21 protein-coding genes and 2 tRNA genes are annotated in these 21,994 nt (G+C 66.5%); 17 read left to right on the top strand and 6 right to left on the bottom strand.

The annotated features are described in order from the left end of the window. The first annotated feature begins 1 nt into the window (after window position 1). The 3 genes from QX121_RS10530 (at window position 2) to QX121_RS10520 (ending at window position 3,921) form a co-directional block, all read left to right on the top strand. Complete coding sequence (locus QX121_RS10530) at window positions 2-1,897, top strand: heme biosynthesis protein HemY (protein ID WP_315811884.1); 1,896 nt, start codon at window positions 2-4, stop codon at window positions 1,895-1,897. A gap of 147 nt (window positions 1,898-2,044) precedes the next feature. Further along, window positions 2,045-2,120: transfer RNA gene (locus QX121_RS10525), tRNA-Thr, on the top strand. A 397-nt stretch (window positions 2,121-2,517) separates the two neighbouring features. Beyond that, window positions 2,518-3,921, top strand: a complete 1,404-nt coding sequence (locus QX121_RS10520; RefSeq protein WP_315811883.1) for a GSCFA domain-containing protein — start codon at window positions 2,518-2,520, stop codon at window positions 3,919-3,921. A 17-nt stretch (window positions 3,922-3,938) separates the two neighbouring features. On the opposite strand, the gene QX121_RS10515 is transcribed toward QX121_RS10520, so the two are convergent. Continuing rightward, a complete protein-coding gene (locus QX121_RS10515) occupies window positions 3,939-4,517 on the bottom strand; it encodes a hypothetical protein (protein WP_315811882.1) in 579 nt (192 codons plus the stop codon). Between the two features lie 428 nt (window positions 4,518-4,945). Between QX121_RS10515 and QX121_RS10510 the strand changes: the two genes are divergently transcribed. Continuing rightward, on the top strand, window positions 4,946-5,365 hold the full coding sequence (locus QX121_RS10510; protein ID WP_315811881.1) for a hypothetical protein: 420 nt from the start codon (window positions 4,946-4,948) through the stop codon (window positions 5,363-5,365). A gap of 79 nt (window positions 5,366-5,444) precedes the next feature. Here the strand turns inward: QX121_RS10510 and QX121_RS10505 are convergent, their stop codons facing one another. After that, complete coding sequence (locus tag QX121_RS10505; protein ID WP_315811880.1) at window positions 5,445-6,491, bottom strand: polysaccharide deacetylase family protein; 1,047 nt, start codon at window positions 6,489-6,491, stop codon at window positions 5,445-5,447. 321 nt (window positions 6,492-6,812) lie between these two features. On the opposite strand from QX121_RS10505, the gene QX121_RS10500 reads away from it, so the two are divergent. Continuing rightward, window positions 6,813-7,100: a hypothetical protein gene (locus QX121_RS10500; RefSeq protein WP_315811879.1), complete on the top strand. Its 288-nt coding sequence runs from the start codon at window positions 6,813-6,815 to the stop codon at window positions 7,098-7,100. A gap of 115 nt (window positions 7,101-7,215) precedes the next feature. Continuing rightward, entirely contained in the window at window positions 7,216-7,431 is a 216-nt protein-coding gene (locus QX121_RS10495; RefSeq protein ID WP_315811878.1) for a hypothetical protein, read from the top strand. Between the two features lie 74 nt (window positions 7,432-7,505). Here the strand turns inward: QX121_RS10495 and QX121_RS10490 are convergent, their stop codons facing one another. Continuing rightward, complete coding sequence (locus QX121_RS10490; RefSeq protein WP_315811877.1) at window positions 7,506-8,312, bottom strand: oxidoreductase; 807 nt, start codon at window positions 8,310-8,312, stop codon at window positions 7,506-7,508. 105 nt (window positions 8,313-8,417) lie between these two features. Between QX121_RS10490 and QX121_RS10485 the strand changes: the two genes are divergently transcribed. Both QX121_RS10485 and QX121_RS10480 read left to right on the top strand, forming a co-directional pair. Next, window positions 8,418-9,008, top strand: a complete 591-nt coding sequence (locus QX121_RS10485; RefSeq protein ID WP_315740483.1) for a TetR/AcrR family transcriptional regulator — start codon at window positions 8,418-8,420, stop codon at window positions 9,006-9,008. A 136-nt stretch (window positions 9,009-9,144) separates the two neighbouring features. Then, window positions 9,145-10,146 carry an NADP-dependent oxidoreductase gene (locus QX121_RS10480; protein ID WP_315811876.1) on the top strand — a complete coding sequence of 334 codons (1,002 nt, stop codon included), beginning with the start codon at window positions 9,145-9,147 and terminating at the stop codon, window positions 10,144-10,146. Window positions 10,147-10,223: 77 nt separating this feature from the next. Here QX121_RS10480 and QX121_RS10475 read toward each other — a convergent pair whose 3' ends face one another. Continuing rightward, entirely contained in the window at window positions 10,224-11,906 is a 1,683-nt protein-coding gene (locus QX121_RS10475; RefSeq protein ID WP_315811875.1) for an MFS transporter, read from the bottom strand. Window positions 11,907-12,072: 166 nt separating this feature from the next. Here QX121_RS10475 and QX121_RS10470 point away from each other — a divergent pair, with 166 nt between their 5' ends. The 6 genes from QX121_RS10470 (at window position 12,073) to QX121_RS10445 (ending at window position 18,993) form a co-directional block, all read left to right on the top strand. Continuing rightward, window positions 12,073-13,446 carry a hydrolase gene (locus tag QX121_RS10470; RefSeq protein WP_315811874.1) on the top strand — a complete coding sequence of 458 codons (1,374 nt, stop codon included), beginning with the start codon at window positions 12,073-12,075 and terminating at the stop codon, window positions 13,444-13,446. Between the two features lie 199 nt (window positions 13,447-13,645). Further along, window positions 13,646-15,037, top strand: a complete 1,392-nt coding sequence (locus QX121_RS10465) for a cytochrome P450 (RefSeq protein WP_315778199.1) — start codon at window positions 13,646-13,648, stop codon at window positions 15,035-15,037. Window positions 15,038-15,106: 69 nt separating this feature from the next. Then, window positions 15,107-16,516: an adenylate/guanylate cyclase domain-containing protein gene (locus tag QX121_RS10460; RefSeq protein ID WP_315811873.1), complete on the top strand. Its 1,410-nt coding sequence runs from the start codon at window positions 15,107-15,109 to the stop codon at window positions 16,514-16,516. Window positions 16,517-16,641: 125 nt separating this feature from the next. Next, a complete protein-coding gene (locus QX121_RS10455) occupies window positions 16,642-17,109 on the top strand; it encodes a TerB family tellurite resistance protein (protein ID WP_315811872.1) in 468 nt (155 codons plus the stop codon). Between the two features lie 217 nt (window positions 17,110-17,326). Further along, entirely contained in the window at window positions 17,327-18,106 is a 780-nt protein-coding gene (locus QX121_RS10450; protein ID WP_315758673.1) for an SDR family oxidoreductase, read from the top strand. 80 nt (window positions 18,107-18,186) lie between these two features. Then, on the top strand, window positions 18,187-18,993 hold the full coding sequence (locus tag QX121_RS10445) for a glutamine amidotransferase (protein WP_315811871.1): 807 nt from the start codon (window positions 18,187-18,189) through the stop codon (window positions 18,991-18,993). Between the two features lie 137 nt (window positions 18,994-19,130). Here the strand turns inward: QX121_RS10445 and QX121_RS10440 are convergent. Beyond that, a tRNA-Ala gene (locus QX121_RS10440) sits at window positions 19,131-19,206 on the bottom strand. A 181-nt stretch (window positions 19,207-19,387) separates the two neighbouring features. Here QX121_RS10440 and QX121_RS10435 point away from each other — a divergent pair. The 3 genes from QX121_RS10435 to folD all read left to right on the top strand — a co-directional run bounded on the left by QX121_RS10435 (window position 19,388) and on the right by folD (window position 21,259). Continuing rightward, entirely contained in the window at window positions 19,388-19,678 is a 291-nt protein-coding gene (locus QX121_RS10435) for a YggT family protein (protein ID WP_315740475.1), read from the top strand. A 93-nt stretch (window positions 19,679-19,771) separates the two neighbouring features. Further along, window positions 19,772-20,110 carry a DUF167 domain-containing protein gene (locus QX121_RS10430; RefSeq protein WP_315811870.1) on the top strand — a complete coding sequence of 113 codons (339 nt, stop codon included), beginning with the start codon at window positions 19,772-19,774 and terminating at the stop codon, window positions 20,108-20,110. A gap of 264 nt (window positions 20,111-20,374) precedes the next feature. After that, entirely contained in the window at window positions 20,375-21,259 is an 885-nt protein-coding gene (gene folD / locus QX121_RS10425) for a bifunctional methylenetetrahydrofolate dehydrogenase/methenyltetrahydrofolate cyclohydrolase FolD (protein ID WP_315811869.1), read from the top strand. Window positions 21,260-21,320: 61 nt separating this feature from the next. Here the strand turns inward: folD and ppa are convergent, their stop codons facing one another. Beyond that, on the bottom strand, window positions 21,321-21,857 hold the full coding sequence (gene ppa / locus QX121_RS10420) for an inorganic diphosphatase (RefSeq protein ID WP_011923519.1): 537 nt from the start codon (window positions 21,855-21,857) through the stop codon (window positions 21,321-21,323). Between the last annotated feature and the right edge of the window lie 137 nt (window positions 21,858-21,994).

Below are 21,994 nucleotides of genomic sequence, written 5' to 3'. Positions count from 1 at the left end.
CATGTTCCGGATCGTCATTTTCCTCATCCTGGTCGGGCTCGCCGCTGCGGGCTCGGCCTGGGTCGCCGAGCAGACGGGCGACGTCGTCTTGAATTGGGGCCCGTGGCGGATCGCCATGACCTTGCCGGTGTTCGTGCTCGCGCTCGGCCTCACCATCGCCGCCTGCGTCGCGCTGTGGAACCTGATCAGCGCGCTGCTGCGGGCACCCGGCCGTATCCGCAAGGCGCACCGCGCCCGCCGGCATCAGCGCGGCCGCCACGCCATCACCCACGGCCTGCTCGCGATTGGCCACGGCGATTCGACTGCGGCGCGGCAGCACGCCGACACCGCCAAGCGGCTGGCCGGCGACGATCCGCTGACGCTGCTCCTGCACGCCCAGGCGGCGCAGCTCGAAGGCGACCGCGACGGCGCCCGGCGTGCCTTCCGCGCCATGGCCGAGCGCCACGACACCCGCCTGCTCGGCCTGCGCGGCCTGTTCATCGAGGCGCAGCGCGCCGACGACGCCTATGCCGCGGTGATGATTGCCGACGAGGCGCTCAGGCTGGCGCCCAACGCCACCTGGGCCTCGCATGCCGTGCTCGGCTTCCGCTGCGCCGAGGCCGACTGGGACGGTGCGCTTTCGATCCTCGACGGCAACTACACCGCCGGCATGATCGACAAGCCGACCTACCGCCGTCAGCGCGGCGTGCTGCTGACGGCGCGCGCGCTGGCGCTGGAGACCGGGGACCGCGACCTGTCGCGCTCGAGCGCGATGGAGGCGGTGAAGCTGGCGCCGACCCTGGTGCCGGCCGCGGTGCTCGCGGCGAAGTTCGAGAGCGAGGCGCACCAGGTGCGGCGCGCGATGAAGATCATCGAGGCCGCCTGGGCAGCGTGTCCGCATCCGGATCTCGCCGATGCCTACGCCCATGTGCGGCTCGGCGATTCGGCCACGCAGCGGCTGGCGCGGGTGGAGAACCTGGCGGCGCGCACGCCCGGCCATGTCGAGGGCGCGCTGGCGGTGGCGCGCGCGGCGATCGACGCCGCCGAATTCGGCCGCGCCCGCGAGGCGCTGGCGCCGTTCACGGAGGATCCGACCCAGCGCGTGGCGATGCTGATGGCCGAGCTCGAGCGCACCGAGCACGGCGACGCCGGCAAGGCGCGGGAATGGGCGCTGCGCGCGGTGCGGGCCCGCCACGACCCGGCCTGGACCGCGGACGGCTATGTCAGCGACCGCTGGCAGCCGATCTCGCCGGTCACCGGCCGGCTCGACGCCTTCCAGTGGCAGACGCCGGTGGCGAGCCTGCCCTCGGAGCGCAGCAGCGTGATCGAAAGCTCGGCCTTCGCCGAAGCCGTGCTGGCGCCGCCGGCCCGGCCCACCGTGGCCGAAGCCGCGGTCGAGCCGCCGCGCGAGGCCGCACCCGCGCCCGTAGTGATCACGCCGGCCGTGCAGGACAACGAGCCGCCGCGGCCGGCGGCGGCCGCCGAGCCCGAGCAGGCCGAAAAGCCGGTCGAGGCAGTGGACAAGCCTGTCGACAAGCCCGTGGATATCCCTGTGGACACGGCTGAGGACGGCAGGCTGATCGAGGCCACGGCCATCGCCGCCGAGCCGGCGCCGCCGTTGCAGGCCGCGGGCCCCGCCGAGGCCGAATCGGAGCCGGAGACCGAGGCCGGGCCGGATGCCGTGGCCGCCAAGCCGGCCGAGACCGCGGCGACCGCGCCGACGCCGCTGTTCCGCACCCGCAACGATCTCGCCCGACCGGCGGAGACGCCGATCCAGGCGATCGTCCCGATCATGCGACCGCCGGACGATCCCGGCGTCGACGACGACGACCAGCCCCGCGACGAGTTCGCCGAGCAGATCGCACCCAAGGCCCAGGCCGGCGGCTGGCGCGGGTTCTGGTCACGGTTCGGCGGCTGAGGGCAACCAGCCCCGCCGTTCCGGGTCACACCGGTTCGTTTCCGCGCCACCGCGGCGCGCGTTGTCCTTGCCAACGGGCCGTTCGCCCGATATCAGGAGCGCGATCGCGTCGTCCGTCCCCGTGCCGGGCGCTCGCCGCTATGGTTCGCCGCAATAGCTCAGCTGGTAGAGCACGTCATTCGTAATGACGGGGTCGGGGGTTCGAGTCCCTCTTGCGGCACCAGCCTCTCCTTCCGTCCCCATCTCTCCTTTCCTGACCCGCCCGCTCGTTTCCTGACCCGTCCGCTCGCCACGCCCCCGCCGGTTAAGAATTGCTTAACCCAAATCGCGCCATCGTTCGGCGCGAGCGGCGGGATGAATGCCCGCACTGGCGGCTGGCGGCGATCCGGACGAGCGCGTCCGTCGCGTTCGAATCCCGCAGGCGCCGGTTGTGCTCGGGCGTACGCCAGCGGCCAAGCCGGTGGCGATCAGTATCCAGAGGTCATGGTGGGACGTCTCTCGCGAGGGCATGGCACCTGTGCGCGTGACGATTCGACCGGCACTGGCGATGCACCGGCTGCCGGCAGCGGCGCCGGACCAACGGCCGAAGACGCAACGCGAGACAAAGGCGAACCCGCGACATGAGCACCACTGCCCTCGACAGCCACACGCAGTTTCAATCCATCGTCGGCCAGATCCGGACGCTCGCCTACAAATACATCGAGGACAAGGACTTCGTCAGCGCCCAGCTCGCGTTCCAGAAGCTGCTCGAGCTCGACCCCAAGGACATCAACGCGCGCTTCATCTATGCGCAGCTGATCGACGACGGCTCGCACAAGAAGCGCGCCGAGGCGCGCGACATGATGCTGGCGATCCTCGACGAGCATCCGGAGATCTTCGACGAGCCGAGCGAGGGCAACCTGCACCTGATCCGCAGTGCGGCCGTGCGCTGCAGCCATGTCGGGCCGTTCACCCGCTCGATGGAACTGTTCCGCAAGCTCGCCCACGCCTCCAACCAGGCGGCCGATTATTTCTCGCTCAGCGAGATCCTGACCCAGGGCAACGAGTTCGAGGAAGCGGTCGCCGCGCTGGAGAAGGCGATCAAGCTCAACCCGGCCTATGACAACCCGATCAACCGCGAGACGCTGGAGCTCGCGCGGTCGAACGCCAAGAAGGGCAAGGCCAAGGAGGCCAAGGGCCGCGCCAAGGTCGGACGCTATCCGGAGACCAAGGACTTCCTTGGCGACCTGCAGACGCTGATCACCAACCACATCGCGGTGAACCTCGCCGCCGCGCCGAAATTCCTCGACAAGAGCACGCGCTTCTTCACCATGGGCTCGTGCTTCGCGCGCAACCTCTCCAAGAGCCTCACCGACAGCGGCTATGCCAGCCACCACATGGAGATCTCGGAGTACATCAACACGACCTTCGCCAACCGCGTGTTCGTCGACTGGCTGCGCGACGCCAAGATCGATCCGGAGATCCGCGAGCGCATCGTCGAGCTGCTGCCGCCGGGATCGAGCAAGGAGAATACGCTCGCCGTCATCAAGCAGGCCGACGTCTTCATCCTGACGCTCGGCGTCGCCGCGGCGTTCTTCGACCGCGAGACCGGCGCCTTCGTGCTGCCGCGGCCGACCGCGCTGAACTCGCGGGCACTGGCGGAGAAGTACAAGTTCCGCACCGCCAGCGTGCAGGAGAACGTCGACAACGTGCTCTATCTGATCGAGTTCATCCGCAGCATCCGGCCAGGCATCAAGGTGATCGTCACCGTGTCGCCGGTGCCGCTCTTGACCTCGTTCGAATATGAATCGGTGGTGCAGGCCGACTGCCTGTCGAAGAGCACGATGCGGCTGGTCGCGCACGAGGTCGTCAACAACTCGAACCTCGAGGACATCTGGTACTGGCCGTCGTTCGAGGTGTTCCGCTGGGCCGGCTCCAACGCCTCCAGCTTCTTCGCCGCCGACGACGGCGCCGCCTGGCACGTCTCGGAGGACAAGGTGTCCGCGGCGGTGCGCGCCTTCGTGCAGACCTTCTCGCCGGCCTGAGCGCGCGAACGGCGGCCTCAGGGCAGCCGCTTCCTCCAGAGGCGGATGACCAGGATGCCGGCCTGGGCGTAGCCCGGCGGCGAGCTCTCAGGTCCGAACGGCGTCTTCGAATACAGCGAGCTCGAGACCAGGAAGCCGCCGACATACGGCTCAGGCAGGCCCGACAGCGCCAGGAAGCAGCGGTGGGTGAGCAGGCCGTCCTCCGGCAGATTGCCGCGCACCAGCCGGCAATCGCCGATGCCGGTGAATGCGATGCCGTTGAGCTGGCCCTCGGTGTAGGTGCCCAGCAGGGTCGGATCCATCGCCTGGCCGATGCAGACCCGCATCTCGCCGATGCTCTTGTCGCCGGTCTCGGTCATGCGGCCGTCAGCCGGCCGGACCCCGACGGCGCGGATCGAGAGCTGATCCTCCAGCGCCGGCGCGAAGCCGGTCTTGGTCGGCGCGCAGAAATCCGACGGCACGACGCGGCCCTGGCGCACGCTCCGCGCGATATAGATCTCCTCGACGCTGTTGTCGCCGGACTGCGCCCGGCCCTGCCCGCTGGCGGCCAGCAAGGTCACGGCCGCCATGAACATCGCAACGATCACCCGGCCCATGCGCGCATCCTTCCTCCGAATCGATCGCCCTGACTATCGGATTCGGCGAATCTTCTGAACCAGCACCAACGAACAGGAGATATATATACAATCATACCTCAAGCTTGAGATCGCCCTGGCCCCCATGAAGCACCGCGTCGTGACGGTCATTTGGTAGCAAAAGTCAGGTAAGCAGGACTGCCGCGCGCGCCACCGCGCAAATGCTGCAGTCGGTCGCTTGTCCGGATGGGCTCGTCCCGAGCTCCCGCGTCCTGAACGGAAGTCGCCGCGGCGGCGAAAAGGGTTCGAGAAAAATGGTGCGCCGGTCCGCAATGACGTGTGCCGAGATCCCGGCTCTATTCGCGCTTGCAGGGCCGAGCGTGACCGCGGTCACATCGGACGGTCGCGCCGGCGTCTAAACCTCCTCTCAGTCAACGAGGGGAGCTTTCATGATGCGCAAGATGATCCTGATCGGAGCCATGATGCTCGCGTCCGCCGTGGCCGCACAGGCCGAGGGAACGCGCAACCTATCGATGACGTCGAGCGATGCCGCCGCTCCGGCACCGCGCCCGACCTACGTCCAGCAGGCCGGCGAGGTCACCGTCACGCCGGCGCCGGTGCCAGCAGCCGCGGTCCAGGTCCAGCCGATTGCGCAACCGGTTGCGCCTGCGGCTCCCGCGGCTCCGGTCGCCGCAACGACGCCACCACAGCCCGCCGTCGCCGCTGCGACGCCGGCGCCCGAGCCGACCCGCTCGGTGCAGAAATCATCGCGGCGGTCGAAATCGGCGCGCTCCGACCGGACGCGCCGCAAGAGCTGGACTGAAGCCCGGATCGTCCGCGAGCTGCATCGCCACGGCATCTATTGGTGAGCGGCCGGCGACAGGCGACAAACGAAGAAGGCCGGGCGAATGCCCGGCCTTTCGCGCGAGGAGACCCTGCAGCGGAGCATCACTGCGAAATGGTCTGGATCACGCTCGAGATCGGCCGCGCATTGGTCATTGTCGTCGGCAGCTTCGGATCCTGGCCGATCATCGCGTCATATTCCGGCAGCGTGTCGAGCGTGCCCTTCGGCTTCATCGCAACCACCTTGTAGCCGCCGGCCTTGAGCCGCCGCAGCAGGGTCGGCAGCGCCAGCGCAGTGTTCTTCTGGAAGTCGTGCATCAGGATGATGCCCTTGCCCTTCTTGTCGAGCCCGGTCATCACGGTGTTGACGACCTGGTCGGCATCCTTGGAGCGGAAGTCGAAGCTGTCGACGTCGCAGGAGAACATCGCGACATTGCGGCTTCCGAGATAGGCCACGGCAGAGGGCCGGTGCTGCAGTTGCGGGAAGCGGAAGAACGGCGCCGGGTTGGTGCCGAGCGCGAACTTGACCGCGCTGAAGCCCTTCTCGAGCTCCTCCTTCGCCGTCTCGTCAGTCATCTTCTTGCCGTTCAGATTGGCGTGCGACCAGGTATGAACGCCGACGACATGCCCGGCGGCCAGCACCTGGCGCAGGATCTCCGGATGATAGGTCGCATGCTTGCCGATCGTGAAGAAGATGCCGGTCGTGCATTCGTCGGCCAGCGCCTTCAGCACCGCCGGCGTGTTGACCGGCCACGGGCCGTCATCGAAGGTCAGCACCACCTCGTGGTCGGCGAGGAAGTCGAACTGCTTGAAATGGTCGAGGCCGAAACCGGGGCCGCCGGTGGTGTCGACCATGACGGTGCGGGAGATGCCGAGCGCGTCAGGATTGGCGCAGGTCGATTTGGGCTGCACGGGCGCCGGCGCGCTTGCCGCCATGCGCGTGGAAATCGTGCCGGTAATCTCGACATCGTCCTTGGCGCTGGCCTTGGCGGCGACGCGTGCCGGAGGCGGCGGCGCCGGCTCGGACGGCCGCGCCGCTGCGCTCTGCGCGGCGGCCTTGGCGGCGCTGGGCTTCGATACGTAGTACCAGACACCGGTGATCGCCAACGCCGCGACGACGGTGGCCAGCAGCAAGCCTAACGCATTACGCATGGTTACTCTTCCCGAAAGCGCGAGACACTCGATGGCGGACGCAACGCTGTCCGCCTCCTTCAATTAGCTTCCATTAGTGCCAACGATTCCTTAACGCGGTGCCAACACGACCAGGATCGGGCAAGATTTCCAGGATGATGCCGGCGCCGAAGCGGCAGTTCACCGGAGCGACGTGTCGCCGCGGCCATCGGCCTGCCGGAACTGCCGACCAGGTTTGGATCTGGCGTGACCCGCATCACGGTTGCTAGAGAGCGATCAGGCCATGATGGGCGCATTGAAACACGCGGCTCCGCAAACATGCGGCGCCAATGGGAGCCAGCCATGACGACGTCCACCAATGTTCTGCGAAAGGCCGTTCTGACCGCCATCAGCGTCGCCGCCGTCTCGACCTTCACCTCGACTGCGAGCTTCGCCTTCAGCGCCGAAGCGCAGCAGATGTGCACCGGCGACGCCTTCCGCCTGTGCAGCAGCGAGATCCCGAACATCCCGGCGATCACCGCCTGCATGATCAAGAACCGCTCGTCGCTCAGCTCCGGCTGCCGCGCCGTGCTCGACAAGGAGGTCTCCCGGCGCAGCGGCAAGGTCGCCGAAGTCAACGACGCCAATTGAGGAACCGCTCTTGGCTCCCCTGCGCGCCCCGGCTGCGACCGTGGCGCTTGCGACGGCCGGTTGTGACCACTAAAAGCGCCGCCAACCTTTCAATGCCGGGAGCGAGGCGCCAGTCATGAACAAAATCCTAACGATCATTCCTCTGGTCCTGATGGCGTCGGCGGCCTCAGCCCAGCAGCAGCCCGGCCAGGATGCCTGCGCGCGCGACGTCTCGCGGCATTGCCGCGCCGTGATGAACAACGGCGATCAGGCGGTGCTGGCCTGTCTCAAGGAGCATCGGGCCAAGCTGTCGAAGGCTTGCGAAAAGGTGCTGACCGAGCACGGGCAGTAAGATCCGTCCCGCAGCACGGACAGCAATTTTCGCGAACTGGTGCGGCCCGCCCGAAGGCGGTCGGAAGCGTCTGACTACGCGAGGCGGAACTGCTTGCGCAGGGTCTTGTCGAATAGTCCGGCGGTTGCGAACCGGCGCAGCAGACTGACCATGCGCGCCGCATTGCCTGCGGTGTAGCGCCGGCGCGGGACCTGATCGCTCGCCGCCTTGATGATCACCTTCACGACGACATCCGGCAGGTCGGCCTTGGGCATGACATCCCGCAGCAGCGCCGCGACAGCCATGCGCGCCTGATCGTATTCGGCCTTCTGCTGGTCGGGCTCCATGCCGTTCTGATCGAAAACGGTGCGGACATAGGCCGGTTCGATGACGGAAACGCGGACATTGAAGGCCCGGACCTCGTGGTCGAGCGATTCCGAATAGCCCTCGATCGCATGCTTGGCGGCCGAGTAATGCGCCGAGTACGGCGCCGGGATGACGCCGAGGATGGAGCCGATGTTGAGAATGCGGCCGCCGCCCTGGCGTTTCATCGCCGGCAGAACGGCATTCGTCATCCGCATCACGCCGAAAACATTGACGTCGAAGAGCGCCTGCGACTGCGGGATCGAGGACTCCTCCGCACCGCCGAACATGCCGATGCCGGCATTGTTGACGAGGAGATCGATCCTCCCCACCCGCGAGACGACGTCTGCGATCAGCGCGGAAACCGACGCCTCGTCGGTGACGTCGCAGGCCAGCATTGTGACCCCCTGGGGGCCGTCATTGGCGATTTTCCGGCTCGTTCCGAACACCGTGAAACCCGCACGAGCTAGACCTTCGGCGGCAGCGTAGCCGATGCCGGAGGATGCCCCGGTCACGATTGCAGTTCTTACGGCGGCCATGTGTTTTCCTCGCGTAATCTCGGACTTCGCGTCAGAGACGGGTTGCATTATGATCGTTTAATGATATTATGATCATAATGCAATAGAGATGCGGACGAAGGCTTCATGCGATACGAAAAGGGCCGAAAAGACACGTCGCGCCGCAGGATCATGGACGTCGCTGTCGAGCGCTTCCGCACGGATGGAATTGCGGGCTCAGGTCTGGCGACGATCATGAAGGATGCCGGCCTGACGAACGGCGCCTTCTATCCCCACTTCCCTTCGAAGGCCGATCTCGTCCGCGAGACGATCTCCGACTCCCTCGGCAGGCAGGCCGTATGGCTGCGCGAGGTGCTGGACGAAGGGGGACTCGATCGCTTGATCGACATCTATCTTTCCCCCGAACACCGGGACCATCCGGGGCAGGGCTGCGCCTCCGCGGCACTGTTACCGGAGCTTGCGCGGCAGCCGGAAGAGACGCGCGGCATGTATGCCCAACAGTCTCGCGCCCTTGTGCTGCTTCTCGCGGAAGCACTTCCGGCCCATGTCGAAGCGAGGGAAGATGTGGCATGCGCGATCTTTGCGACCCTGATCGGGACGCTCCAACTGGCACGCGCAGTCGACGAAGAGGCGTCGAGTGGCATCCTGCGGAGCGGAAAACTCGCGATCCGCACCTTGGCTGGCCTTCGCGCGCATCAGCTTCCTAAGCCTGAATGAACCCCCGATGCGCGCGTCGTGTGCGTTCGGATGACGTCACGCGCGGCGCCATCAGCCTCGACCACACCTGAATTTGTGCAGATCGCACGGCGGAAGCCAAACCTTGCCAGGCAAGGAACACAGACCGGAGAGCCCAGTGAAAGCCTACGTCGTCGAGAAGTACAAGAAGAAGGGCCCGCTACGCCTCGTCGAACGGCCCAATCCGCAGGTCCAGAGCGCTGACGTCCTCATTCGCGTTCATGCCTCGGCCGTGAACCTGATCGACTCGAAGGTCAGGGACGGCGAGTTCAAGATCTTCCTGCCCTACCGTCTGCCCTTTGTGCTCGGTCACGACGTCGCCGGGACCGTCGTCAAGGTCGGCGATGGGGTCAGCCGCTTCAGGGTCGGCGACGAGATCTATGCCCGGCCAAGAGATCACCGCATTGGCACCTTCGCGGAATTCATCGCCATCCACCAAGACGATGTCGCACTCAAGCCCCGCACACTGACGATGGAAGAGGCGTCGTCCGTGCCGCTGGTCGCGCTGACGGCGTGGCAGGCTCTGGTCGATGTCGCGAAGGTGAAGCCGGGCGAGAAGGTCTTCATTCAGGCTGGCTCCGGCGGAGTCGGCACGATCGCGATCCAGCTTGCCAAGCATCTGGGGGCGACGGTCGCGACGACGACGAGTGCGAAGAACGCCGCCCTCGTCAACAGCCTCGGCGCCGATGTGGTGATCGACTACACGACCCAGGACTTCGAGAAAGTTCTCTCCGGCTACGACGTCGTGCTGCACAGCCAGGATCCGAAGACGCTAGCAAAATCCCTGAACGTGCTGAAGCCGGGCGGCCGCCTTGTCTCGATTTCGGGGCCGCCCGACCCGGCCTTTGCCACGGCTCTCGGGCTGAACGCCGTTCTGAAGCTTGTTATCCGGCTGTTGAGCCGCAGCGTGCGCAAGAGGGCAAAGAGCCTCGGCGTTGACTATTCATTCCTGTTCATGCACGCCGATGGCCGGCAACTCGAGCAGATCGCCGGGTTGATCGATAGCGGCGCGATTCGCCCCGTCGTCGACAAGATATTCCCCTTCACCCAGACGCCCGAGGCGCTCGCCTATGTCGAGACCGGCCGTGCAAAGGGCAAGGTCGTGATCAAGGTGCAGTAGCGGGTTTCTTGATTGCAGCTGAGAGCAGCATCCTAAAGCGGGCATAGCTTGCGAAGGCTACGCTTGCCCTCGCCGTTCTAAGGCCCGCTGCGGGCACCCGTCGCAACGGCCGGCGCCTGCTCGGCGGTGCGGTCGATGTCATCCCTGGCGCGGACCGAGCCGAACGGACGCTCCAGCATGCGGCGGATGCGCACCGGATCCGTCCCGATGTGGAAGTCGATCGCGCGCTTGTGCAGCTCGCGCTCGGCGCGGGTCGAGCGGTTGCGCTGACGCAGATAGTCGATCCAGGTCGGGCAGTGATAGCGCTCTGTCCATAATTCGGGATCGGCGATGTCGCGGGCGATCGACCAGCCATAGGCGCCGTTGCGCTGGCGGCTGAGCTGCACGTCCTGCATCAGGTCGTGGAAGGCGCGGGCATTGTCCTCGGCGACGCGGTACTCGATCTCGACCACCAGCGGCCCCGAGCGCGGCGTCAGCTCGAGCTGCACCTCCGGATCGGCCAAGGTCTCGCCGTCCTCGTTGCGGGCGCCGATCGGCGGCATCCGCAGCCACAGGCCGAGCAGCGGCGACACCATCATCAGCGCGCCCGACACCAGCAGCGCGACCTCGACGCCGGCGGCGTCGGTGAGGCGGCCCCAGCCCCAGCTGCCGATCGCGATGCCGCCGGAGATCGCCGCCTGAAATGCCGCCAGCGCGCGGCCCGCGACCCAGCGGGGCGCCGAAAGCTGCACGCCGATGTTGAACAGCGCCACCGCCAGCATCCACACCGCGCCGGCGATGACGAGCGCCGCCGCCGTCAGCACCGGCGCGGTGCTGAGTGCGACGGCGGCGGTGGCCGCGCCCAAGGTCAGCGCGCAGGTGCGGATCGCGGCCTCACCGGACAGCCGCTTCCTGATCTCGCCGATGTTGAGCGCGCCGACCACCGCGCCCATGCCGAAGGCGCCGAGCATGATGCCGTAGGTCTGCGCGCCGCCATGCAGCAGGTCGCGCGCCACCAGCGGCATCAGCGCCGAGATCGAGCCGCCGATGATGCCGGTGACCAGCGTGCGGATCAGCACGATCCGGATCGACGGCGAATGCACGATGTAGCGGACGCCAGAGACGATGGCGCGGTTGAGCGGCTCGCGCGGCAGCCGGCTCGGTTCGACGACGCGCCGCCACAGGAACAGCGCGGCCAGCAGCGGCAGATACAGCAGCGCATTCGCCGCAAAGGCTGCGACCGCGCCGGCAGCGGCGACCACCACGCCGCCGATGGCCGGGCCGAAGCTGCGGGCGATGTTGTAGCTGATGCCGTTCAGCGCGACCGCGGCCGGCAGCGTCTCCGGCGGCACCTGCTCGCTGACCGAGGATTGCCACGCCGGCCCCATCAGCGCCATGCCGCTGCCGATCACGAAGCACAGCGCCAGCAGCCGCTCTGGGGTCACGAGGCCGAGCCAGGCCAGCATGGTCAGGGTGGTGGCGCCGCCCAGGGCCACCGCAAGCGCAACCAGCGCGACGATGCGCCGATCATACATGTCGGCGATGGCACCGGCCGGCATCGAGATGAACATGACCGGCAGCATCAAGGCGGTCTGCACCAGCGCCACCTTGTCGGCCGACGACGTCATCTGCGTCATCGCCCAGGCGGCGCCCACGGCCTGGATCAGCAGGCCCAGATTCGACAGCAGGCTCGCCAGCCAGATGCGACGGAACACAGCGTGCCGCAGCGGCGCGGCGATGCTCTCGGCCGCAAACAGCTCACGTTTCTGCGGCGCATTCATGCCGTTCCGTCCACGTCGTCCGTCCGCATTGAACTATCGCTTGATTCCGCCCGGACGTATGTGATGCCTGCGAATGTCCGCCGCTGTCCAGTGCTCGCTATTCAGGCTCGCATCATGGACCGCGGCCAACGAACACAAAATGAATGAGACGAAAGGGAGACCGCCGATGAAGCTGACGCGCCGCACCATTCTGCAGACCATGGGAACCCTGCCCCTGCTCACCAGCGGTCTGACCTTACCTGCACGTGCGCAAACGGCGGCGGCGACCACATCGGCAGGCGAGATTCCCCCGATCCTGTTCGTGCATGGCAATGGCGACCACGCGGCGCTCTGGCTGACGACGCTGTGGCGGATGGAATCCAACGGCGTGCCGCGAACGCGCCTTGCCGCGCTCAACTTCACCGACCCGCTGGCGCGCAATGACGACGCCGTGGCGCAGCCGGGTCGCTCGTCGACCGACGACCAGCGGCGCGAACTTGCCGAAGCGATCAAGGCGCTCAAGGAGCGCACCGGTGCAGCACGGATCGCGCTGGTCGGCAGCTCGCGCGGCGGCAACGCGATCCGCAATGTGGTGAAGAACGGCGGCGGCGGCGATATCAGCCATGCCGTACTGTGCGGCACGCCCAATCATGGCGTGTTCGACTGGGAGGACAGTCCCGGCAGCGAGTTCAACGGCCGCGGCCCGTTCCTGCGCGGACTGAATGCCGGTGACAGCGAGGTGACCGCGGGCACCGCCTTCCTCACGCTGCGCAGCGATGGCCTCGACAAATATGCGCAGGCCGATGGCCGCCTGGTCGGCAAGCCTGGTGTGCCGACCGGGATCACGGCCGAAGGGCCGGCGTTGAAGGGCGCGACCAATCTCGTGATCGGCGCGCTCGACCATCGCGAGGTCGCATTCCACCCGCGCGCGTTCCGCGAGATCTACAAATTCATCGCCGGCCGTGAGCCGACGCAGATCGCGATCCAGCCCGAGCAGCAGGTGCGGATCAGCGGCCTGGTGACGGGAACGCCGGGCGGCGCGCCGACCAATCGCCCAGTGGCGGGCGCAAGCGTGGAGGTCTATCGCGTCTCGATCGAGACCGGCGCACGCAACGGCGAGCCTGTCTATCGCGGCCAGGCCGGCGCCGACGGACGCTGGGGTCCCGCGAAGGTCGATCCGACATCCTATCTCGAGATCGTGCTGACCTCGCCGGGCGCGCCGATCACGCACTTCTACCGTTCGCCGTTCCCGCGTTCGTCCGACGTCGTGCATCTGCGCGCGGCGCGGCCGCTCGGCCAGGCCGATGCCGGCGCCGGAGCGATTCTCATCATGATCAGGCCGCGCGGCTATTTCGGCCTGCCGCGCGACATCGTGCTGCTCGACGGCAAGGAACCCGGGGACGTACAGAAGGGAATACCGACCGATGCAGCGACGACATTGCGGCTGCCGGCGGGCGACGTCGGGCGCAGCGTCATCGGACTGTTCAACGAGGAACGCATCGCCGCCCGTCTTTGGCCAGCATCGGAGAGCAGGATTGCGATGATCGAGCTGACTAATTAGTTGCTGGAGTATGATGGTACATCACGGCCTCGGAGAGCGCTGAATCGCGCTCTCCCACGCATGTTGCAAGCGAGGTGACCGAATTACCTCTGGCAGGAAACCGCCGTTCCGCGGCCGGCCGGTTCGTCCTACAGCAGCCGGCGCTCGGCATGCCGCCGGTCCGCCGTTCCCCGCTCACGACAGCGTCGAGAGGCAGTGAATGAGTACCGCCGAAGTCCACTACCTGCCGCAGGCACGCGTGCCACTGGTTCCTCCAACGCCGCCGCGGGCGCCGGACAGCATGGGCGCGCTGCGCCGCGTGCTGATGATGGGCGACAACGCGATCGCGACCTGGAGCCAGCGCGCCTATGAGGACGACATCATCCGCGGCCGCTTCTTCGGCAGCTCCAGCTACATTCTCAATACGCCTGATACCATCAAGCATGTGCTGGTCGACAATTGGGAGAACTACGTCCGCACCGTCGGCGCCATCCGCGTGCTGCGTCCAGTGCTCGGCGAGGGGCTGCTGATCGCCGAAGGCAAGGCGTGGAAGCACCAGCGCCGCACCTTGGCGCCGGCTTTCACGCCGCGCGCCGTTTCCGGCCTCGTTCCGCACATGGTCGCGGTGACCGACGAGACCGTTGTCCGGCTGAGAGAGCAATGCGGTCAGCCGCTCGACCTGCGCGAGATCATGCAGCGCATGACGCTCGACATCGCCGGCCGCACGATGTTCTCGTTCGAGATGGGCCGGCACGGCGCCACCCTGCGCGATTTCGTCTACGAGTATGGCGCGCGGCTGGCCAGCCCGCATCTGCTCGACATCGTGTTGCCGCTGTCCTGGCCGACGCCGCGCGACTTCGCGCGCCGACGCTTCCGCAAGCGCTGGACCGATTTCGTCGCCATGCTGATGGCCGAGCGGCGCGCGGCCGGCAAGCTGGAGGATGCGCCGCCGCGCGACCTGTTCGACCTGATGGGCGCGGCACGCGATCCGGAAACGGGCGCTGCGTTCACCGATGCGCAGCTCGCCGACGAGGTCGCGACCATGATCCTCGCCGGGCACGAGACGACCGCGACGGCGCTGTTCTGGGCGCTGTATCTCATCGCGCTCGACCCGGCCAATCAGGACAGGCTGGCGCAGGAGGCGCGCGCCGCGACGGATCTGAGCAATCCGGATCAGTTGCCGTTCACACGCGCGGTGATCGACGAAACGCTGCGGCTTTATCCGCCCGCCTTCCTGATTGCGCGCGCCGCAAGCGGGCCGGACCGTATCGCCGAGTTCCAGGTGAAGCGCGGCGACGTCGTGCTGATCTCGCCCTGGCTGCTGCACCGGCACGAGAGGCTGTGGCAAACACCCAACGCCTTCATACCGGATCGCTTCATGCCGGGCGCGCCGCCGCCGGAGCGCTTTGCCTATCTGCCGTTCGGAGCGGGCGCGCGGGTCTGCATCGGGGCTCATTTCGCCCTGACCGAGGCGGTGCTGGCGCTGGCACGGCTGGTGGCGGCCTTCGACATCGAAATGCTCGACGCCGCACCCGTGATGCCGGTCGGCGTGGTCACGACCCAGCCGGATCGCTCGCCGCTGTTCAAGCTCACGCCCAGGGCGGGCGTCTGATCCCGGCGGCGGCCGGGCCATCGCTTCGTCTCTTGCTTGTGGGTTTGCTAGGCACCATCTTAACACGCCATGAGCGACATCCAGGCCCAGCTTTCGGTTCTGAAGCAGACCGCCGATCCGGCCGTTGCGGACGCGATCACACGGTTGATTGAGGCGGGTGAAGATCACGAACTCAACCGTATCAATGCCCTGGAGTTCTCGGCGCGCGCCGGTCTCGATGAAGAACGGGTTATTTCCGGGTTCCTGCATGCTGCACGGATCGGCTTGTTCGATCTGACCTGGAACGTGCTCTGTCCTGGCTGCAGCGGCGTGCTGGATGCGCACGCCACGCTGAAATCTCTCCGCCATGACGATTACCATTGCGGACTATGCGCTTGCGGCTACGAGCCTTCCATCGACGAGCAGGTCGAAGTTGCTTTCACCGTGAGCTCCAAGGTCAGGAGCATCGCCGCTCACGATCCGAACACGCTGCCGCTCTGGGAGTATTACAAGCAGGTCTTCTGGAGTTCCGGGATCGACCTCAACCGGGAGTCTTTTGCCTCGCTCAGCGAAGAAGTGACGCTTGATGCGCTCGAGCTGCCAGCCGGTGAGAAGGCCGTGCTCTCACTGCAGCTCCCATCCGATTTCATCATCATCTTCGAACCGGTGACGCATTCTGCGCATTTCATCGACGTTCAGGGCGAGCCCACCAAGGAGCGCCAGCAGCTCGGACTGCTATTCAACAGGGCGCATCCTCCGACCGGATCGATCACGTTGCGTCCAGGCCCGCTGCGACTGGCGCTCGACAATCAGGCCGGCGTACGGACGCTGCCGACCGTCTTCGTTGCCGGCGATGCGCTCCACCATCTCCTCGGCAAGCGCCGGCCTTTCCTGACCGCCAAGCGCATATTGTCCAACCAGACCTTTCGCGACGTGTTCAAGGCGGACAATCTCAACATCGACCAGCGGCTGAAGATCACCTCACTCACCTTCCTGTTCACCGACCTCAAGAGCTCGACCGCGCTGTATGAGCGCGTCGGCGATCTCGCGGCCTTCGACCTGGTGCGCGCGCATTTCCGCGCGCTGCTGGAGATCATCAACGCCGAGAAGGGCGCGGTGGTGAAGACCATCGGCGATGCCGTGATGGCGACCTTCATCCAGCCCGAGCATGCGCTGTCCGCGGGCCTGCGCATGCGCGCGGCGATGCAGCAGCTCAATGCCGAGCGCGGAACCGAGGATCTCGTGGTCAAGATCGGCATCCACGAGGGGCCGTGCCTCGCGGTGATGTTGAACGACCGCCAGGACTATTTCGGCCAGACCGTCAACATCGCGTCGCGCGTGCAGAGCCTGTCGACCGCGCAGGAGATCCATCTCACCGCGCCCGTGATCGAGAGCCCCGGCGTTGCCGACATCCTGCGGAGCGCGAAGATCGCGCCCATCCAGAAGCACGCCGCGCTGCGCGGCATCGCCGACCGCATGATGGTGTACGAAATCCCCTGAGGCTTACCGAAATGTCATGCAGTCCAAAGGTCGCAGCGGATTGCCGGCGCAGCGCGGCATTTGCATATAATGAGCATTCGCCGGCCGGTTTGCGGTCCGCTACGGATCTGACAGCGAAGGACGCCATGCTCGAAGGACTGCGCCAATTCATCGCCGACGTCGTTTCGCCGCAGCAGACCCCGGCGTTCGACGACAATGGCTATCAGCTCGCGGCGACGGCCCTGCTGATCCACGTCATCTCGCTGGACGGCGAACCGAGCCAGATCGAGCGTCGCAAGCTGCACGGCCTGATCGAGCGGCGCTTCGGGCTCGATCCCGGCAGCGCCGACCGGCTGATCGCGCAAGGCATGCTGGCGGAGGGCGACGCGGTCGATCTCTATCGCTTCACCAGCGTCATCATGCGCGAGGTCGACGAAGCCGGCCGCCTGCGCATCGTCGAGATGATGTGGGAGCTGGTCTACGCCGACGGCAAGGTCACCGAATTCGAGGACAATGTGGTCTGGCGCGCCTCGGAGCTGCTCGGCATCTCCACGCATGACCGCCTCGACCTCAAGCACCGGATGGCGGCGCGCAAGTCCGGCGCCCCGGCTTGAACCGCGTCGCTCCGGGTGGAACCGACTTCATGCGGAGATGAACAAACTTTAATTTTGTTCCGGACACCCCCGTTCATGTAAATCCATGTGAATCCGAGGCTATTGCCGCAATCCAGCGCAAGGCCATGCATCGCGGTGTCTTGCATGTTCCCGTCCCACTATGCTCTCGTCCGCCGCAATTGGATGATGTGCAAATTGTGATCGAAGAGCAGGGATCGTGGGTGAACGTGTCACGCTCGTAACGGGTGCCTCTGCCGGAATCGGCAGCGAATTGGCGCGCGTGTTTGCCGCGAACGGGCACCGGCTCGTATTGACGGCCCGGCGCGAAGACCGGCTCGAGGCGCTGGCGCAGGAGATCGCCGCCAAGGGCGGCCCGGCGCCGCTGGTGATCCCCTGTGACCTCACCTCCCCCGACGCCGGCGCGACCATCGAGGCTGCGCTGTCGGCTGCCGGCCTGGAGCTGCAATATCTCGTCAACAACGCCGGCTTCGGCCTGTTCGGCAAGGCGGTGCAGCTCGACCGCGCCGAGCAGCTCGACATGATCTCGGTGAACGTCCGCGCCCTGACCGAGCTGTCGCTGCGCTTTTCCGACCAGTTGATCCGCAACAAGGGCGGCATCCTCAATCTGGGATCGGTGGCCGGGTTCCTGCCGGGGCCTGGCATGGCGGTCTATTACGCCTCGAAGGCCTATGTGATCTCGTTCACCGAGGCGCTGCGCAAGGAGCTGGCGCCGCATGGCGTCCGGGTCACGGTGCTGTGTCCCGGTCCGGTGCCGTCGGAATTCCAGGACCGCGCCGGCTTCAAGCCGGGCGTGGATTCGGTGATCCTCAACGTCTCGCCCAAGGCCGTGGCGGAAGCCGGCTATCGCGGCCTGATGGCCGACAAGCGCGTGGTGCTGCCCGGGCTCGGCATCAAGATCGTGCCGTTCATGCTGCGCTGGTTCCCGCGCGGCTTCATCCTCGCCGCGGTCGGCCGGCTGCAGCTGAAGCGGACCTGATCGCGCTGGCCCGGCGCTTGCTTTGCAATGTGCGCTCGCTCACGCGCCGTTAACCTTTGCTTAGCTATGATCGCCAGGTGATGCTCAGGCAAGACCCTTCGCTCCATCCGAACGGGACCCAGGCGGACGTTCGGCATCTCTACTCGAAGCTGGCCCCGGCGGCTGCGCCGCAGCGGCCCGTCCTCATCATCCTGCATCAGGAAACATCGAGCCCTGGCCGCGTGGGCAACGCCCTGCGCGCCCGCGGCTATCCGCTCGACATCCGCCGGCCGCGGTTCGGTGATCCGCTACCGGAGACGCTCGATGGGCATGCGGGTGCCGTTATTTTCGGCGGTCCGATGAGCGCGAACGATCCGGACGACTTCGTCCGCCGCGAGATCGACTGGATCGAGGTGCCGCTGCGGGAGCAGCGTCCGTTTCTCGGGATCTGCCTGGGCGCGCAGATGCTGGCGATCCAGCTCGGCGCCCCGGTTGCGCCGCATCCAGAGGGACGCGCCGAGATCGGCTATTATCCGATCCGCCCGACCCGGGCCGGGCGCAGGCTTTGCCCGCATTGGCCTGATCACGTCTATCATTGGCACCGCGAGGGCTTCGACCTGCCCGATGGCGCCGAGCTGCTCGCCGAGGGCGGCGACTTTCCGGTGCAGGCCTATCAATACCAGAACGCCACCGGGCTGCAGTTCCACCCCGACGTGACCTACGCGATGATGTGCCGCTGGACCACCCGCGGTCATGCCCGGTTGGACACCCCCGGCGCCCGTCTGCGCCACCATCATTTCGAGGGTCGCGCCGTGCATGATGCCGCCGAGCGGGCCTGGCTGGCACATTTTCTGGATGGCTGGCTGGCGCGCGAGCCGGCGGCTGCGATGGCCGAGGCGGCGGAGTAGGATCGGCGTCCTGGTCAGTCGATTGGCTTGGAATGTTCAGACTTCAGCCCGGCTTCGCCAGGAGGCTACGCCGGACACCACGCTTCGCCTTTCAGGCATTGCGTGGCTGCGCCACGCGTAGCCTGAAAGGCGAAGCGTGGTGGAGCCAGGCGGGATCGAACCGCCGACCTCGTCATTGCGAACGACGCGCTCTCCCAGCTGAGCTATGGCCCCGTAACACGACCGCTTTGATGTTGGGAACAGGCGGCCGGCAGATCGGGCGCCATTTACAGTCGGTGCCCTGGTCAAGTCAAGAACGGTCACATCGCCTGTTAGCCTTGACGGGCACCTTCCCTTGTTTGCGCGGGAGGGAACAGATATCTAACCGGGTGATATCTCGTTCCAGGAACCCCGGATGATACGCCTCTTAGACTTCGTTGACTGGCTTCTCGGCCTGTACGTGTTCATCCTGGTCGTTGCGGCAATCATGTCCTGGCTGGTCGCGTTCAGCGTCATCAACGTCCGGAACGACTTGGTCCGACAGGTGCTTTACACGCTTGATGCTCTGACAGAGCCCGCGCTCCGACAGATTCGGCGCTTCGTGCCTCCTGCCGGAGCGTTGGACCTTTCGTTTCTCGTTCTCTTCATCCTCATCCAGTTCATCCGGTTCGTGATCATCCCGGCGCTTCAGGGTCTGTTTGTCTAGCGCCTGCACGCACTGACGTAGACGCGCGGGATTCAAGGGTGCTGCTTGCGTCAACTCAGGTCTGATGCTGATTCGGATCGAGGGTCCCTATCGATGGTCCCTTGGCGATGTTCGAAGGGCGGCGTCACCCTCGCATTGCGGGTGACCCCACGCGGCGGCCGGGACGCCGTCGATGGCGTCGAGACGCTGTCCGACGGCCGCAATGTGCTGAAGGTCCGGGTGCGCGCGATCGCCGATGGCGGCGAGGCGAATCGCGCCGTGACCGAGCTGCTGGCCAAGGCGATCGGCGTCACCAAGAAGGCCGTGCGAATCACCTCGGGCGCGACGTCACGGCTGAAGCAGGTCGCCATCGACGGCGATCCGTCCGCGCTCGATCAGGCCTTGCGCGACCTCATTGCAGCCCATAAGCCGACCCGGAAACAACGAGAATAGACGCAAGAAGCGCGAGCCGAGGCCTTTCGGCTTCGCAAGCGGCGATCTTCACCCTCCCCTGGAGGGGGAGGGTCGCCTCACGGTGAGCGAAGCGAGCGTGAGGCGGGGTGGGGTGATCTCTCCACCGGCACCGGCATCCGTGGCTTTCACCCCACCCCGCTCGCCCGCTTCGCGTGCGATCGACCCTCCCCCTCCAGGGGAGGGTGGGAGCACGCGGCCAGCATCTTGCTCGATGAACAGCCTTTGAACCGAGGATAGAGCAAAATGACCGCGATCATCATCGACGGAAAGATCATCGCAGCCGACCTGCGCGCGCAGGTCGCCCGTGAGGTCGAGCGGGTCAAGCGCGACCATGGCCTGACACCCGGCCTCGCCGTGGTGCTGGTCGGCAACGATCCGGCGTCCGAGGTCTATGTCCGCAGCAAGCACACCCAGACCCAGGCCGCCGGCATGGCCTCGTTCGAGCACAAGCTGCCCGCCGACGTCTCGCAGGACGCGCTGCTGGCCTTGATCGGCAAGCTCAACCGCGATCCCGCCGTGCACGGCATCCTGGTGCAACTGCCGCTGCCGAAGGGGCTGGAGACCGAGGCCGTCATCAACGCCATCGATCCGGCCAAGGACGTCGACGGTCTGCATCCGCACAATGCCGGCCGTCTCGCCGGCGGCCAGCCGGCGCTGGCGCCGTGCACGCCGCTCGGCTGCATCATCCTCAGCAAGACCGTCCACGGCTCGCTCGAGGGCCTGAACGCGATCGTGATCGGCCGCTCCAACCTGGTCGGCCGCCCGCTGGTGCAGTTGCTGCTGAACGAGAACGCCACGGTGACGATCGCGCATTCGCGCTCGCGCGACCTGCCAGCGCTGACCGCGCGCGCCGATCTGGTCTACGCCGCCGTGGGCCGCCCGGAGATGGTGAAGCGCGACTGGATCAAGCCGGGCGCGACCGTGATCGACGTCGGCATCAACCGTATCCCAACGGCTGACGGCAAGACGAAGCTGGTCGGCGATGTCGCCTATGCTGAAGTTGCCGAAGTGGCGGGTGCGATCACGCCGGTGCCCGGCGGCGTCGGCCAGATGACGGTCGCGTGCCTCCTGGTCAACACGCTGCGCGCCGCCTGCGCCATTGCCGGGCTGCCGAAGCCGGCGGTGTAACCACCTGCGTCATTCCGGGTTCAGCCGCTGCGCGGCTGCCCCGGAATGACGTCAATCGTTCTCACTTCTTCGCGGCCTTGGCGCGCGCGATGCCCTCGGCGATCAGCTGGTGGGCGTCGTCGGCATTGCCCCAACGTAGCACCTTCACCCACTTGCCGGGCTCGAGATCCTTGTAGTGCTCGTAGAAGTGCTGGATCTGCTGCAGCGTAATGTCCGGCAGGTCCGAATAGGTGCGGACCTTGTCGTAGCGCTGGGTCAGCTTCGAGGACGGCACCGCGATGATCTTCTCATCGCCGCCAGCCTCGTCCTCCATCAGCAGCACGCCGACCGGGCGCACGCTCATGACCGCGCCGGGCACGATCGCGCGCGTGTTGGCCACCAGCACGTCGCAGGGATCGCCGTCGTTGGACAGCGTGTGCGGGATGAAGCCGTAATTGCCGGGGTAGCGCATCGCCGTATAGAGGAAGCGGTCGACGAACAGCGTGCCGGCTTCCTTGTCGAGCTCGTACTTGATCGGCTCGCCGCCAACCGGCACTTCGATGACGACGTTGACCTCGCGCGGCGGATCTTTCCCGATCGGGATGGCGTCGATGCGCATGGATGCTCCGTAGAACTTGAACGTTTCAGGGTCGGACGCCCGTGGAATGAGCGCTGGCATTCGCAGTCGCAAAAAAATCGCGGCTGCGCAACAGCTACCTCAGGCCAACACTTTCAGTTCAATTCGAGGGCGCGTTA

This window comes from Bradyrhizobium sp. SZCCHNR2028 (assembly GCF_032380995.1).
Lineage (GTDB): Bacteria > Pseudomonadota > Alphaproteobacteria > Rhizobiales > Xanthobacteraceae > Bradyrhizobium.
This window is presented reverse-complemented; position numbering and strand designations above follow the sequence as displayed.